The following is a 15,441-nucleotide window of genomic DNA, read 5'->3' as shown; positions in this document are numbered from 1 at the left end:
GAGAGCGTAACGAGCGAAGGGCCTACGCGGGCGCTGACACCGCGAGCTCGGCGGCGAGCATCTCGGGACTCGGCGCGAGCTCCGGCGGGAGCACGTCCCGCAGCGTCACCCAGCGCCGCGGCCCGGACTGCTCGAGCTGGACCCGGACCATCTCCGCCGGGAACGTCCGGATCAGCTCGGCGGAGCGCCGGTTCAGCTCGGCGAGCAGCTCGGCGGGCATGTGCTCCGCGAAGCCGAGGTGGTGGTCCACGATCGCGAGCACCGTCCGGGCGAGCTTGGGCAGGAACCGGTCGGTCTCCCGGTCCTCGTCGAGGATCCCGTGGATCTCGGCGAAGGCCCGGGTGAAGTCGAGGCGGCGCTCGTCGTAGATCTGGGTGAGCGAGGTCGTCACGCCCCGCCGGTAGCACACGCCGCTGTGGTTGGTGACGACGTAGCCGGTGCCCTGCAGGTGCAGGCGCCACACCCAGGCCCGGTCCGTCGCCGTGCGCATGCCGTCCGAGAAGGTCAGCAGGCCGTCGTCGGCGATCGCCCGGTCGTAGACGCCGGCCCAGCCGTAGGGGTAGTCGACCATCGTGGGACGGTCGGTGGGCAGGATGGACTCCCTGGGGTCGAGCACCTGCTCGCGCACCGGCTCCATCGCACGGACGACCCGGCGCTGACCGTCCTGGACGGTGACGTGGTCGTGCCGCAGGATCGGCACGCCGAACGCCTCGATCGCGTCCGTCACGTCGCGCAGGTGGTGCGGCGCGTACCAGTCGTCGCCGTCGAGATAGGTGATGTACCGGCCGTTCGACCCGGCCAGGCCCTGGTTGCGTGCCGTGGCGGCCCCCACCGGCTCCCTGTTGCGCAGCACCGTCAGGTTCGGCAGGCGGTCGGCATAGCTCTCGGCGATGTCCGGGGTGGCGTCGCCGGAGCCGTCGTCGACCACCACGACCTCCAGGTCGTGCGGGTCGTCGAACTGCCGGGTGAGGCTGGTCATCGCGTCGTCGAGGTAGAGCTCGGTGTCGCGGACCGGCATGACGACCGAGACGCGGGGCGTGCTGGAGGGCATCGGACGGCTGCTTTCTGCTGGGGTGCACGGCTCCGCGACAGCGGCGTCACGGACGCCCCCAGATTCTTGCAGACGGCGGGGCCGCACCGGTGCCCCCAGATCCGGCCGGTCCGGCGGGCTATCCTTGCGCGGTGCTTGCCGTAGCCCAGTTCCACGCCCCCCTGCCGCTGACCAACACGATCCAGCGGTACGACTGGGGGTCGGTCGACGCCATCCCCCACCTGCTCGGCGCCGAGCCGGACGGGCAGCCGCAGGCCGAGCTCTGGCTCGGCGCGCACACGAGTGCGCCGTCGGTCACGGTGATCGAGGACGACGACGTCACGCTCGACCGCCTGGTCCGCGAGGCGCCCGTGCAGACGCTGGGCCACCGCGTGGCCGAGCAGTTCGGGCCGCGCCTGCCGTACCTGCTGAAGGTGCTGGCCGCGGGCAAGGCGCTGTCGCTCCAGGTGCACCCCTCGCCGCGGCAGGCCCGGGAGGGCTTCGCGCGCGAGAACAAGGCCGGGATGGCCCTCTCGTCGCCGAAGCGGTCCTTCAAGGACGACCAGCACAAGCCGGAGATGATCGTCGCCCTGTCGCAGTTCGAGGGCCTGGCCGGCTTCCGCACGCCGCGCACCATCCTGGACGTGCTGGACGGTCTGGCCGGTGACCTGGTCGAGGGCGTCCGCGCGGCCCTGCTGCGCGACCGCGGCCACGACGGCATGCGGGACGCGTTCAACCACCTGCTGTCCGCGCGGGCCGACGAGGCCTGCGCCGCCGACATCGAGGCGACCCTCGACTCCGTGCGCGCCCGCCTGGCGGGCGGGTCGCCGTTCGAGCGCGCCGACCGCACGGTCATCGACCTCGCCGACCAGCACCCCGGCGACCCGGGCGCCATCGCGTCCCTGATGCTCAACCGCTTCTCGCTGGAGCCGGGCGAGGCGGCCTTCACGCCGGCGGGCGTGGTGCACGCCTACCTGTCGGGGCTGGGCGTCGAGATCATGGCCTCCTCCGACAACGTGCTGCGCGCGGGCCTCACCACCAAGCTCGTGGACGAGGAGAACCTGGTCGCCTGCACCACGTTCGCACCGCAGCAGCCGTTCACCCCCGAGGTGAGCACGGCGGGCAGCCGCGGCCAGGTGCACACCTACCGCGTGCCGGTCACGGAGTTCGCGCTCACGACCGCGGACGTCGACCCCACCGAGTCGGTCTGCCTGCCCGCCACCGGCCCCCGCATCCTGCTCTGCCTGGACGGTGAGCTGACGCTCGACGCCGACCGCGCCGAGACCGGCGCGCAGCGCCTGACCCAGGGCGACTCGGTCTTCGTCCCGCACGACGCGGGCAACCTGACCCTCTCGGGCGCAGGCCACGCGGTCTGCGCCTGGGTCCCGTAGGCCGTTTCAGGCCGAGGTGTCGTCGTCCGCGCGCAGGACGCGGAGGTGGCCCCGGCGGGCCGTCTCCGTGACCGTGGGCGGCTCGGCCGGGCGGCGCACCCGGCCCGCCTCACGGACGGCGTCGGCCAGGGCGGACAGGTCGTCGGGGCTCGGCCCGGCGTCCTCGAACTCGGGCATGAGGCGGACCACCTCCCACCCGCGCGGCGCGGTCAGCCGTTCGGCGTGCTCCGCGCACAGGTCGTAGCTGTGGGGCTCGGCCAGGTGCGCAAGCGGACCCAGAACCGCCGTCGAGTCCGCGTACACGTACGTGAGCGTCGCCACGGCCGCATTGGTGCAGGCCGAGCGCGAACACTGTCTCACCGATCTCACGCGCCGAGACTACGCCCTGACCGGGCACGACGCGGCGAACACGCCGGATGCTCACGGGGGTGAGGACGCCCGCCCGACGACGGCGCGCCGCGCACCCCGCGCCAGCAGCAGCCCCGCACCCGCGAAGGCCAGGTCGACGAGCGTCAGCGCAACCCGGCTGACCAGCACCGCGAGTCCCGTCGCCGGCCCGGACAGCGCCCCGGCGAGCACCGCCGCGAGCACCACCTCGCGCACGCCCGCCCCGGCCGGCGCCAGCACGAACAGGAACCCTGCGGTCCAGGCGAGCGCCCAGCCACCGGTCGCCAGCGCGAACGTCCGGGCGGACGGCGTCATCCCCAGGCCGGTGCACAGCACCCAGAGCTGCAGCCCGGCGACGAGCCACCCGGCCACCGACCAGACGGCGGCGCGCCCGAGGCCGCCCCAGGTCATCGGGTGCTCCGGCGCGGGCCGCCCGGCGACCCGCAGGGCCAGCCCGATCAGCCGGTTGAGCACGGGCGGGGCGAGCACGACCACGACGGCGGGCGCCGCCCACACCACCCAGGACCAGGCACCCCAGGCCGTCGACGAGACGAACGGCAGCGCGACGGCGCCCACCGCGGCACCCGACGCGACCGACACGGCCACGGCGACCAGCATCGACGTCGCCGCCCGGCTGCGCGGCACGCCGTTGCCCGCGCCCACCTCCGCGGCGGCGACGACGTTCCACACGCCGCCCGGCACGTACTTGCCGAGCTGGCTGACCCCGAACACCGTCACCGCGGGCCCGAGCCGCAGCGGCGAGCCCAGATCGGCGAGCACCGCGCGCCAGGCCAGCAGCGTGCACCACACGTACACCACACCGAGCACGACGACGGACGCGGCCTCGGCCACCGAGAGTCCTGCGGCCGCCCGGGCCAGCTCGGCGCGGTTGCCGACCACGTACCAGACCGCCAGCCCGAGCGCGACGACGAGAAACCCCCACCGCACCCACCGGGACCGCACCACCCGGCCGGCCCGCGCCACCACGCCCCCGCCGGTCGCCGGCCCGCCCGGGGTGCTCACAGGGCGGTCCTGGCTGCCAGGGCTGCGATCAGGGGTTCCGTGACCGTCTGCGGGCGGGTGCGGTCCCGGCCCCGAGCCGCGCGCTCGCGGGCGGCGGCGAGCGTGGCGGGGTCGCAGAGGGCGACGAGCCGGGCCGCGAGCGCCCCGGGGTCGGCGGGCGGTACGAGCTCGGCGTGCTCCCCCACGACCCGGCGCTGCGGCGGGGTGTCCGAGGTGACGACGACGCAGCCCGCGGCGAGCCCCTGGTACACCTTGTTCGGCACCACACGCACCCCCTTGGGAGTGTCGCTGAAGATGCCGAGGCAGACCTGGTGCCGGGCGACGAGCGCGGGCAGCTCGTCGGGCTCGACCCAGTCGCGCCAGGTCACGCCGGGTGTCCCGGCCAGGATCTCGCGGGCGCGGGGCAGGTCCTGGCCGGTGCCGACCATCGTCACGTCCAGGGCGGCCCCGGCGGCGACGGCGTCGCGCACCGCCTCCGCGATGACGGGCGCGCCCTGGAGCGGGGTGTAGAGCCCGAAGAAGACGACCGAGAGCCTCCCGGCGCCGGCCGTGGCCTCGCCCGGCGCCGCGGAGGCGGCCGCCGTCCGCCACGCGTCCGGTGCGCCGACCGGGACGACGACGCCCTTGCCCGGGTCGGGCAGCATCCGCCGGTGCTCCTCGGTGTCGGTGACCACCACGTCGGCGCACGCGACGGCCAGCCGGTCCAGACCGGTCAGGAGCCGCACCCGGAGCCCGGCGGCCCCGCGGTCGGCGGCGGTGTCCCCGGCGAACACGAGGTGGTCGAGCACCACCACGGACCGCGGGTACAGCAGCCGGGCCAGGATCACGTCGAAGTGGCCGAGGTAGCCGACGAGCACCGCCGGGGGCCGCCCTTCGGCCCGGCGCAGCCGCACGGCGTCGGTCACGAGGCCGGCCCAGCACCGCACCAGGCGCCCGGCGAGCACGGGCAGCCGCCACGGCTGCTGGAGCATGCGTACCCGTTCGGCGGTGGACAGGCCGAGGGGCCGGTTGAGCTCGGTGACCTTGGTCCCGTGGGCGCGCAGCCCGGCGACGAGGACGGCGATGCGCGGGTGTCGTGCGGCGTCGTAGGTGCCGAACGCGATCACTGCACGCTCGCGGGCACGTCCGCCAGGCCGGGGTCGCCGGGGCCTGCCGGGCGGGCCCGGTCCCCGGAGGGCCGGCCGTTGCCGGGCACCTGCGGGTTCTCCCGTGCGGCGGCCACCGTCGGGTCCGTGACGGCGACCATGCCGTACTGCATCTCCTTGAGGCGCTCCAGCGTGTCCTCGAGCAGCACGCGGTTGGTGCGCTGCAGGTCGGCCAGCACGAGCAGGGCGAAGCTGAGCAGCGCTCCGACCATCGAGGTGGCGCCGAGCACGATCGACTGGAGGTGCTGGCCCGGGGTTCCCGTGGCCAGGAGCAGGGCGTACCGGCCGAACGGCACGGCGGCGCCGAGCGCGAAGACGATGCCGAGCGTCACGAACACGACGTGCGGCTTGTCCATCACGTAGGACCGGCTGATGGCCTGACCCGACTTGGCGATGTGCTGCCACATGCTCGTGAAGAGCCGCGACTCCCGCGTCTTGGGGTTGGTGGTGACCGGCACGCTCTGGATGCGCAGCCGCTGGTGACCGGCCTGGATGATGGTCTCCATGCAGTAGCTGAACTGCGTGACGACGTTGAGCCGCAGCAGCGCGCCGCGCGAGTAGGCGCGGAACCCGCTCGCGGCGTCCGGCAGGTCGGTCCCCGCGGCGAAGTTGACCACCTCGCTGCCCACCTTCTGCAGCGTCTTCTTCAGCGGGGAGAAGTGGTCGATGGTGCCGGTCTGCCGGTCGGCGATCACGATGTCCGCGTCGCCGAGCACCACCGGCATCACCAGGTCGCCGATCCGCTCCTGCGGGTACTGGTTGTCGCCGTCGGTGTTCACCACGATGTCGGCGCCGTGCCGCAGCGCGTAGTCGACGCCGTCGCGGAACGAACGGGCCAGGCCCATGTTCCGGGTGTGGTGGACGAAGTGCCGCACGCCGAGGCGGCGGGCCACCTCGACGGTGCCGTCCGTGGAGCCGTCGTCGACCACCAGGATCTCGACCTCGTCGATGCCCGGGATGTCGCGGGGGATCGTGGCTAGCACCAGAGGAAGAGTCTCTTCCTCGTTCAGGCAAGGAATCTGCACGAACAACTTCATGGCCCTGTTGCCTTCGGTTACGGGCTCGCGTCCGGCCGACGGCCGAGCCGATGATCAAGCAGCGAGTGCGCTTTCAACCCTACGGCACGCCAGACGAACGAGGGGTGAACATCACTCGTCATGGAACTCCCTTCACCCGGGTGAGATCCGGCGTGAACCGGTGCCGCCGGCGATATCCTGCTCGCGTGACCAGTCCCCGAACGGTCCCTGTCGTCGTGTGGCTGATCGTGCTCCTGCATCTCGTGGTGATGCTCGGCCAGACGGCCGTCTTCCCCAACGTCCGCTCGCCCGACGAGCGTCAGCACGTGGACCTGATCCTCCAGGTGCGGCAGGGTGACGCCTGGCCGTGGCCTGCACCCGGCACGTCGTTCGTCACGCAGGGCGTGGCGGCGGGCGGCTTCGTCCGGGCGGACCGGATCGGCGGGCCGCAGCACCTGGCCGACCGGCAGGACGTCCCGCCGCGCGGCGAACGACCCACGTACTCGGAGGCCGGCGGCTCGGCGACCTTGACCGTCAAACGCGGCGAGGGCCCGCGGACGCCGGTGTTCAACCAGCTCGTGCAGCACCCGCCGCTGTACTACCTGCTGGGCGCCGGAGTCGTCGCCCTGGTGCCCGACTGGCAGGACGTCCCGCTGGACCAGATCTGGCTGATGCTGCGCTGGTGGAACGCACTGCTCGCGCTCCCCCTCCCGCTCCTCCTGTTCGCCACCGCGCGCAGGCTGCGCCTGCCCGAGCCGCTGCCCGTCGCGGCCGCCCTGGTGCCGCTCGCGGTCCCGGAGCTGACGCACCTGGAGTCGGCGGTGAACAACGACAACCTCCTGGTGCTGCTCGGCGCCTGCGCCACATATCTGGTGGTCCGGGTGCTGACCGGCGACCTCACGCGCCGCACGGCCCTGCTGCTGGGGCTCGTCACCACGCTGGCACTGCTGACCAAGGGGTTCGCGCTGATGTTCCCCGCCTGGATCCTCCTGGCGTACGCGGTTGCCGCCTGGCGGTACCGTGCGCGGGTGCGGGAGGCCGTGGTCGGGCTGCTGCTGGTCGCCGTCGCGGCCGTCCCCGGTGCGGCCTGGTGGGTGCGGAACGTGGTGGTCCACGGCATGCTCCAGCCGCACGGCACGCACGCCACCCCGCCCGACCTCACGCCCGTCCACGGCTGGTCCGACGGCGGCGTCATCTGGCTCGGCCGGTTCGCCGAGCGCATGGTCACCCTGTTTTTCATGCAGGACCACGCACCCGGGCCCATCCACGACGAGTCGTGGCGGCCCGATCTGGACGCGTCCTGGTGGATGGCCCGCGTGGCGCTCGTGGTGCTGCTGGCCGGTCTCGTCGCCGCGCTCGCCCGCCGGACGCTCCCACGCCTCGATGCCCTCGTGCTCCTGTTCCCCGTGCCCGCCCTCGCGGCGATCGTCGCACGCGGTTCGTGGGAGCAGTTCGCGGCCTTCGCCGACTTCGGGGCGGCCATGCAGGGCCGGTACCTGTTCACCGGCCTCGTGGGGCTGGGGGTCGTCGCCGTGGCGGGCGCGGCCGTGCTGCGCCCGCGGCTGCGCCGGACCGTGCCCCTGGCCCTGCTGGTGCTGGCCGCCGCCCTGCACCTGACCTACCAGATCGACACCTGGCGCCTGTACTGGATGCCGGAGGACGGCGGCCTGGACGCGCTCGGCCGGGCCGTCGCCGCCGTCGGCTACTGGTACGCCTTCCCGGCGGGCACGCTCGTCGTGCTGCTGGTCGCCGGACTGGTGCTCGGCGTGGCCGTCACCGTCTCGGTCACGCGGACCGCCGGCGGGCGCGGATGGTCCGGCACGTCCGGCACCACCCGGGAGAACCGCACCGCCGCCAGCACGGCCGCGACCGCGACGACCACGCCCACGGCGCCGACCAGCACGAGCTGAGGCCAGGTCAGGGGGCTCCACCCGGCCCAGCGGACCGCGGCGTCGGCCACCGTCCGGTCCGGTCCCTGGTAGAAGCCCCAGAACCCGTAGGCCAGGCCGGCTGACGCCGCGACCGCGCCCGTGCCGACGACCGAGGGCACCGCGGCGCGCAGCCGCGGGCCGAGCAGCGTGCCCAGACCGAGGGCCGTCGCCACGCCGAGCGCCAGGAGGCCGGCGAACAGGTAGCGGCCCTGCACGGCGGAGATCCAGCCGTGTGCCGCGTAGTCAGGCCACGCGTTGGCCACGACGCCGCACCAGAGCGCCACCGGCTGCAGCAGCAGCACGGCCGTTCCCCGCCGTGCCGGGCCGCGGGCCACGGCCAGCGCGCACAGAACCGCGACCACGACGGCGGCGGTCCAGAACACGGCGTCGGGCAGCCGGACCTCCAGCCAGCCGAAGTTGCCGAAGAACGACCGGGTCAGGCTCGTCACCACGGTCCGCACGAAGTACCAGGGGCCGTTCGGCTCCGCGTCGTCGGGGAACCGGTCCGGGATGCCGACGGGTTGCACCGTCCCCAGCACGACCAGGTTGCGCACCCACCACCAGCCGCCGACGGCGAGCGCGACGGCGCCCGCGACGAGCACGCCCGCTGCCCGGCGTCCGCGGGGGCCGGCCGCCAGCGCGAAGGCGGCCACCACCATCGGCAGTGCGAAGGCCGCCATGACCTTGGTCAGCAGCCCGACCCCGACCACCGTCCCGAGCCCCGCCGCCGTGCGCCACCGCACGTCGCCCGTCACCACCCGGGCGCACAGGTAGGCCGTTGCCGCACCGCTGAGCGTCACGAGCGCGTCGTTGGTGACGCTGCCCAGGATGTGCCCCACCTGCGGCACGAACAGCGTGAACGACGCCGCCACCAGCGCGGCCGCGCGCCCGCCGTCCGCACGCCGGGCCAGCAGACGGCGGGCGGCCCCGGCGGTCAGCAGCGGCAGGGGAAGCAGGAGCACGACGTCGAACAGCCGAAGCGTCAGGAGCTGGAGGTCCCAGCGGGCCTCGGCCGTGCCGGTCACGTGCAGCACCCCCGCGGCGAGCGCGTAGTAGAGCGGCGGGTGCTGGGTCATCTGGTCGACGACGTCGGTGGGCAGGTGCCGCGTCCCGGTGCCGGGCGGCAACGGGTCGGCGAGGGCGTTTTCCGCGGTCACCGTGCCGCGCTGCGCGTCGGGGACGGGCGGCACGTCGACGAACGGCGGCAGCTCGGCGCGGTCGAGGTGCCGGCCGGGTACGTCCGTGGCCAGCGCCGCCTGCTCCCGCGCCGCGTCGACGGCGGGGCCCACGAGCGCCTCGCCGGCGGCGGGCCAGCCGCCCCCGTACGCCAGCCGGAGCACGCTGTTGACGTGCTGCGGCTCGTCGGGTGCGCGGAACGCGGGCGTCAGCACCGCCCACACCGCGCCCACCAGGGCGACGAGCACGGTGATCAGGGCGAGCGCCCGGCGGTACGTCGCCTCGGCGGTGTCGTCGCGCACCGCCTCAGGATATGGGCTCCTGTCCGCGCGGCGCGCGAGAGGTGAGCCGGAGCGGGGCGGATTCGACGTATCGTCGGTACGTGCCTCCGTTCTCACCTCGCGGCCGCAACCGACGGTCCGGTCGCGGCCCCGCCTCGGGCGGTTCGTCTGGTTCCTCCGGCAGCGCCGCGAGCACGCCCGGTGGCCCGGCGGCCGGCATCCCCAAGGCCTCGCAGGCGGACCTGCTGCGGCTGGCCGCCACCCGGCCCGACGGCGAGGGCGACGCCGTCCGGCCCCGGCGTCGTGACCGGCGCGGCCGGGGGCTGCGCGGCCCGCTGCTCCCGCCCGGCGCACCGGCGCACCGCACGCGCGCGCAGCGGTTCGACGACCTCGTGCTCGACGTCGTCGAGGACCTCGACCGCACCTGGGCCGCGCACCTGCGCGGCACGGAGTTCGCGGTCGAGGACGTGCCGCCGTCGGACCCGGCCCCGTGGGAGGACGGCGGCGTGCTGCTCGGCCGCTTCTTCCCCGCCGAGGCGGGCCGCCCCGGGCGCGTGGTGGTCTACCGCCGTCCCGTCGAGGTGCGCGCCTTCGACCAGGAGGACCTCGCCGACCTGGTCCGCGACGTCGTGGTGGAACAGGTGGCGCACATGCTGGCGCGCACCCCGGAGGAGATCGACCCGAACTTCGGCGACCGGTCCTAGCCCACCGCGTCAGCCCACCGCGTCCACGCGCCGCACCCGCACCTCGTCGCCCGAGGCGAGCGGCGCGGCCGGGTTCAGCACCGAGAACAGCGACGGCGCCCCGGCGTCCGACAGCGTCACCGACCAGACCACGCCCGGCTGGTCCGCGGGCTGCTCCGCGACCACCGCCACCGTCTCGCCAAGGTCGCCCAGGTCCGCACCGTCCAGCGTGACCGTCTGCCCCGTGGGCACCTCGACGGTCTGCGACCACGCCTCGGCGCCGTCCGGCCCGATGCCACGCAGCCCGACCTCCGTGCTGCCCTCGACGTCGTCGATACGGTCCGGGTCACGCTCGCCGGGCACGCCGGCCAGCGCCAGCTCGTACGCGGCGTCCTGCGGGACGGCGACGACACCGTCGGCCACGACGCCGTCGGACGGCACCGCCTGACCGGGGAGCCAGGCGCGGTCGTACGGGTCGCCGTCGACGACCGCGTCGCGTGCGGGCATGCCCCGGCGGTCGACGGCGGCACCGGCCACCACCGGCACGTCCGCGTCCACGACCACCGTGTACGCGCCCTCGGGCAGCCCGCCCAGCGGCAGGGTGGTGATCTTGCCGGGCTCCAGGGCCACCTCCTCGCCGCCGCGCAGGCGGACGGGGCCGTCGGCGCCGAGCACCGCGAGGCGTGCCGTACCGGACCGGTCCCCGGGCGCCAGCAGGTCGAGCCGCGGGGCGTGCGGGTCGTCGACGGCCTCGCCCGTGCTGACGACGCCGGACACCGCGGTCGTCGCGGCCGGCGCGCCCCCGCCCACGACGAGGTCCGCCCCCGCGGGCAGCAGCCCGTCGATCCGGTGGTGCTGCACGTACGCGCCCACGCGCCCGCCCTCCGCGGTGACGTGCAGCGCGAGCCGGCTCTGGTCGGGCGCGACGGCCTCCAGCATGGTCACGACCTGCTCCCCCGGCGGCACGACGACGAGCGCCTGGCCACCGAGCGCCACGGGCCCGGAGGCGCCCCAGGCCTCCAGGGCCACGGTGGCGGGGGTGCGGCCGGGGTTCTGCAGCACCAGCCGCCCGCTCGAGCCGACCGCGGTGCTGCCACCCACGAGCCAGTGCTCGACGGCGGGCTCCGCGCACGGTCCGGCGACCATGCCGCGCAGGTCACCGTCGGTCGTCACGGACGCCACGGTGCCCGTGGCGTAGGTCGCGCCGCCCGGGGTGACGCGCAGCAGGCGCGCGTCGGGCACCTGGCCCGTACGCACCGCAGCGGCGTCGCCGACCTCCAGCGGGCCGGTGAGGTCCCCGGTCTCCGCCCCGTCGAGCGTGGTCAGCGCGGGGTCGGCGCCGTCCAGCGCGACGGCGGCCAGCGACGTGCTGGTCTCCACCGGGGTCGCGCTGAACTGGTCGTCGCCCACGTCGGGCTGCTCCAGCTCCGCCGGCTGCGGGCAGACCAGCCCGGTCTCCGCGGCCGCCACGGGGACGGCACGCGCACCGTCGCCCGGGTCGGCCACGGCCGGACCCGGCCCGACCGTGCCGTCGGTCACCGCGAGCGCGGCGACGGCCATCGCGCACAGCAGGGCGCCCGTCGCGGCCGCCGCACGCCGGGCCGCGGGCGGCACGGTCAGCTTCCTGCGCTTCGTCGTCCTGCGCGTCATCGGACCCTCCTGCGTCCCACCGGCAGGGCCAGCAGGGCGAAGACCACCAGTGTGAACGTCGTGAGCACGAGCCAGGCCGTGCGGTGCGGTGCCTCGTAGCGGACCACGAGGTGCCCGGCGTCCGGCCCGAGGTCGAACGCCTGCCTCCCCGCCGTGTCCTCCGGGGGCACCGGTTCGAGCCGGCGCCCGTCGAGGGTCGCGTGCCAGCCGGAGCCCGCGGCCTCCGCGAGCACGACGGTCCGGTCCGCGCCGCCCGGCGCGACGTCCGTGCGGACCTCCGTGCCGGCCGACTCCAGCACCTGCCGGGTCACGCCGCCCTCGGCCAGCCGGGCCCAGCCGGGCGCGGGCTCGTCCGCGGGCGACACCCGCCACACCGACACGGCCTGCCCCTCGGTCACCCGGCTCATGCCGGGCACCATGTCGAGCGTGGCCACGAGGTCGCCGACGGCGGCGTCCCGCTCCTCGGCCGCGTCGCCCGACCGCACCTGCACCGCACCGACGCCGAGGCCGGCCAGCTGCTCCGGCACCCCGTCGGTCGTGCCGGACACCAGCTCCGCGACTGCGGCGTCGAGGGCCTCGGCCGCGGCGCCGTCCGACGCACCGTCTGCGGCGGCCCGCGCCGCGACGGCGGCGTCGGCGAGCTGTGACCCGTCGGCCCGCAGGAGCGCGTACCGGACCGTGCCGTCGCTTTCAGGGGAGAAGCCGATCTCCAGCACGCGGGCCTGCCGCGGCGGCGCCTGCATCTGCTGTCCGACGGCGGGCACCACCGGCTCGGTCGAGACGTGCAGCAGCGCGCTGCGGCCGCCTGCCGCGACGCTGCCCGAACCGACCAGCCACGCGGCCGCCTGCGTCACGGGGAGCACGAGCCCGGTCACTGCCAGCACCGTCACCCCCACGCGGACCGCCGCCCCGGGGAATCCGCTCAGGCGGGTGCGCTGTGCCACGACCGCCGTCGCCCCCGCGAGGGCCGCACCGCCGAGGCCGAGGAGCAGCAGGGACAGCCCGGGTCCGGACCACCGGCCGTCGCCCTGCGCGAGCACCGCGACGGCGAGGCCCGCCGCCGCGACCAGCCAGCCCATCAGGGTCGTGCCCGTGACGCGGCGCGCCGTCGGGCCGGCCCGCCGGCGGCCGATGCCCAGCAGCGCGGCCAGCAGGCCGAGCAGCGCCAGGGCCAGCACCAGTCCGCCCGCCACCCAGGGGCCCGCCGCCACCACCGCGCGGAGCGCGACGAGGGCCGGGCCGTCGCCGTCGGGCACGTCGAACCAGGGCGCCGGTGCGGACGGCAGACCGAGCAGCAGCTCCAGGCCCGACGCGTCGCCGGGCGCGGGAACGCCCGAGCCGGCCAGCGGCTCGGCCGTCAGGAGTCCCCGGTTGCCGTCCCGCAGTGCCGTCCACCACAGCGGCGCACCCACCACGAGGGCCGGCACCGGCGTGAGCGCCAACCAGGTCCGGCGGCGGGGGGCCACGAGCACCGCCCCGGCGAGCACGAGCACGGCGGCGGGCAGCAGCGCGGGCGCGCCCGCGACGACGCAGGCCAGCAGCAGTCCGCCCGCACCGGCCGCACCCAGCGAGCCGGCGGCCCGCGACGACCGGGGAGCCGACAGCGCTCCCTCGGGGGGTGTGAGCCGGTCGACGGCCTGCACGCCGACGGCCCGGACGAGCGCCACGGCGGTCCACGGCAGCAACGCGTGCGCCAGCACCGCGCCCAGCAGCCCGCCGTCCAGCGCACCGAGGAACGCCGGGGCGACGGTCCACGCGAGCGCCGCCAGCACCCGCAGCCACACCGAGCGGGTCACGGTGCCCGCGGCGGCCCAGGCGCCCACGGCGGCCAGCGGGAGGGCGAACAGCAGCACGCCGTCCACGGCGTCCTGCAGGGAGCCGCCCGTGAGCACCGAGAGCCCGGACAGCACGAGCAGCAGGGGGTCCGCCGGGGCGGCCGCGCCGAGCCCGTCGCGCACCCAGCCGGACGTGGCGGCCCACCAGGTGGTCGCCGTCGTGCCGCCGGCCGGGAGCAGGGCCCCGCCGACCAGCCGTCCGCCGGAGGCGAGAGCACCGAGCGCGGGACCGAACAGCGTCGCGGCCAGGCCCAGGGCGCCCACCACGACCACGGCCAGCCCGGCACGGCGCCGGACCGCCAGGGCCCGCAGCTCGGCCTGCTCCAGGTCGGACAGCGCATCCTCCACGCGGTGGGCCTCGCCGCGCGCGAGCCGCCGGTCGCGGCGCTCCGCAGCCACCTCGCGCCAGGTGCCGAGCAGCGGGCGCAGCACGCTCCGCGGCACCGTCGACGTCCGCGCGATCCGGCGCCGGGCCCGCAGCAGCGGCCCCAGCCGGAAGACCGCCCACAGCGGGGCGAGCAGCTCGTCCCGGGCCCGGTCGGGCCGCTTCATCGCGAGCCGGTAGCCCGCGGCGAACGGCGCCCACGCGACCATCGCCAGCATGGCGAACGGCAGGATCCAGGGCGCCACCGACGTCAGGCGCAGGTAGAGCTGGCTGCGTCGGCGCGCGCCGGACGACCCGGGAGCGTGCAGGGAGACCTGGGCGTGCCGCACCACGGCGTCGGGCACCACCACGACACGGTGCCCTGCGAGCCGCACCCGCAGGCAGAAGTCGGTGGAGTCACCGAGCTGGCCGTACGCCGGGTCGGTACCCCCGACCTGACGCCACACCGAGGCACGCACCAGCGCGCCCGCGAGCCCGACGGCGAGCACGTCCTCGCGCGCGTCGTGCTGGCCCTGGTCGATCTCGGTGTCGTCGATCCCGGTCATGCGGCGGCCCAGCGGCGACACCGTGTGCCCCACCTCGACGAGCACCCCGCGGTCGGAGAGTCCGGGGTCGAGCGGGGCACCGTCCGGCCCCGTCTCCCACCGGCGCTGCTTGCAGCCCGCGACGGCCACGACGTTCGAGTGCTCGACGGCGCGGGTCAGCGCGGCGAGCGCACCGGGCGCGGGGGCGGAGTCGTCGTGCAGCAGCCACAGCCAGCCGTGCTCGGGGGCGCCGGTCGCGGCCAGCGCCGCCTCGACCGCCTCACCGAAGGTGCGGGCGCCGGCACCCGCCACGTAGCGCGCGCCGCCGAGCTGCAGGTCCTGGTGGCCCGACGTGGCCGGGGCGGTGTCGACGTCGACCACCACCACGTCGTCCGGCGTGCGGGACTGCGCGCGCAGCGCGGCCAGCGTGGCACCGAGGTAGGGGCTGCTGCCGCGTGTCACGACGACGGCCGTCACCGTGACGGCCACCGGCGCAGGGGCGGCGGTCCGCGCCGGGACCTTGGCCCACACCGGCGCTGCCGCGGCCTCGTCGGGGCCACGGTCGGGGCTGGGAGCCGACAGGCTGTCGGTACGTGGAGCGCTCATCTCGCTTCACATCATGCGGCGCGTCGCCGCCGACACGCCGCAGACGCGCCGGACGCGGGTCCAGGTCTGCGCGGGTGCACGGCCCGGTCGGCGCCGACACCAGGCAGGCTCCGCACCTGTACGGGCGCAGCGCCTGGTGCACTCGCGGCCGGCGGCAGGAGGAACAGCTCCACCGCGGGCGTCAGGGTGCCGGGCGTCAGAGTGCCGGGCGTCAGAGTGCCGGGCGTCAGAGTGCCGGGCGTCAGAGTGCCGGGCGTCAGAGTGCCGGCGGCCGGCGCCAGCTGCTGGCTGCTGGCTGCTGGCTGCTGGCTGCGGGCTGTAGCGCGAGGCAGGCGGCTGGGGGCGCGGGGCTGCGGCGCGAGGCGCCAGGCCGATGAC

The 15,441-nt window shown here is 75.9% G+C and carries 10 protein-coding genes and 1 pseudogene; 3 read left to right on the top strand and 8 right to left on the bottom strand.

The window, feature by feature from the left end:
- Positions 1-22: 22 nt before the first annotated feature.
- On the bottom strand, positions 23-1,051 hold the full coding sequence (locus ACIBBF_RS24010; RefSeq protein ID WP_397418494.1) for a glycosyltransferase family 2 protein: 1,029 nt from the start codon (positions 1,049-1,051) through the stop codon (positions 23-25).
- 131 nt (positions 1,052-1,182) lie between these two features.
- Here ACIBBF_RS24010 and manA point away from each other — a divergent pair, with 131 nt between their 5' ends.
- Positions 1,183-2,421 (top strand): mannose-6-phosphate isomerase, class I, encoded by a 1,239-nt coding sequence (gene manA, locus ACIBBF_RS24005; protein ID WP_397418492.1) that lies wholly within the window; start codon positions 1,183-1,185, stop codon positions 2,419-2,421.
- Between the two features lie 6 nt (positions 2,422-2,427).
- Here the strand turns inward: manA and ACIBBF_RS24000 are convergent, their stop codons facing one another.
- The 4 genes from ACIBBF_RS24000 to ACIBBF_RS23985 are packed head-to-tail and all read right to left on the bottom strand — an operon-like array spanning position 2,428 to position 6,013.
- A complete protein-coding gene (locus tag ACIBBF_RS24000) occupies positions 2,428-2,790 on the bottom strand; it encodes a DUF3499 domain-containing protein (RefSeq protein ID WP_397418490.1) in 363 nt (120 codons plus the stop codon).
- Between the two features lie 51 nt (positions 2,791-2,841).
- The gene (locus ACIBBF_RS23995) at positions 2,842-3,831 is read right to left on the bottom strand and encodes a lysylphosphatidylglycerol synthase domain-containing protein (RefSeq protein ID WP_397418488.1); all 990 of its coding nucleotides are present in this window, start codon (positions 3,829-3,831) and stop codon (positions 2,842-2,844) included.
- Entirely contained in the window at positions 3,828-4,937 is a 1,110-nt protein-coding gene (locus ACIBBF_RS23990) for a glycosyltransferase (RefSeq protein WP_397418486.1), read from the bottom strand. The genes ACIBBF_RS23995 and ACIBBF_RS23990 overlap by 4 nt, the downstream gene beginning before the upstream one ends.
- Entirely contained in the window at positions 4,934-6,013 is a 1,080-nt protein-coding gene (locus ACIBBF_RS23985) for a glycosyltransferase family 2 protein (RefSeq protein ID WP_397418484.1), read from the bottom strand. The genes ACIBBF_RS23990 and ACIBBF_RS23985 overlap by 4 nt, the downstream gene beginning before the upstream one ends.
- A 50-nt stretch (positions 6,014-6,063) precedes the next feature.
- On the opposite strand from ACIBBF_RS23985, the pseudogene ACIBBF_RS23980 reads away from it, so the two are divergent.
- A pseudogene (locus tag ACIBBF_RS23980) lies at positions 6,064-7,071 on the top strand (glycosyltransferase family 39 protein); the annotation flags it as partial.
- Positions 7,072-7,694: 623 nt separating this feature from the next.
- On the opposite strand, the gene ACIBBF_RS23975 reads toward ACIBBF_RS23980, so the two are convergent.
- Positions 7,695-9,401 carry a DUF2142 domain-containing protein gene (locus ACIBBF_RS23975; RefSeq protein ID WP_397418482.1) on the bottom strand — a complete coding sequence of 569 codons (1,707 nt, stop codon included), beginning with the start codon at positions 9,399-9,401 and terminating at the stop codon, positions 7,695-7,697.
- 80 nt (positions 9,402-9,481) lie between these two features.
- Between ACIBBF_RS23975 and ACIBBF_RS23970 the strand changes: the two genes are divergently transcribed.
- A complete protein-coding gene (locus ACIBBF_RS23970) occupies positions 9,482-10,084 on the top strand; it encodes a metallopeptidase family protein (RefSeq protein WP_397418480.1) in 603 nt (200 codons plus the stop codon).
- Positions 10,085-10,093: 9 nt separating this feature from the next.
- Here ACIBBF_RS23970 and ACIBBF_RS23965 read toward each other — a convergent pair whose 3' ends face one another.
- Together ACIBBF_RS23965 and ACIBBF_RS23960 are read right to left on the bottom strand one after the other, a co-directional pair.
- Entirely contained in the window at positions 10,094-11,713 is a 1,620-nt protein-coding gene (locus tag ACIBBF_RS23965) for a DUF5719 family protein (protein ID WP_397418478.1), read from the bottom strand.
- The gene (locus ACIBBF_RS23960; protein ID WP_397418476.1) at positions 11,710-15,063 is read right to left on the bottom strand and encodes a glycosyltransferase family 2 protein; all 3,354 of its coding nucleotides are present in this window, start codon (positions 15,061-15,063) and stop codon (positions 11,710-11,712) included. The genes ACIBBF_RS23965 and ACIBBF_RS23960 overlap by 4 nt, the downstream gene beginning before the upstream one ends.
- Positions 15,064-15,441 lie beyond the last annotated feature (378 nt).

Origin of the sequence: Promicromonospora sp. NPDC050880 (assembly GCF_044456525.1) — a bacterium.
In the GTDB taxonomy this organism is placed as follows: Bacteria; Actinomycetota; Actinomycetes; order Actinomycetales; family Cellulomonadaceae; genus Promicromonospora.
Note: the sequence above shows the minus strand (reverse complement) of the source record. Positions and strands in the feature narration are given on the sequence as shown.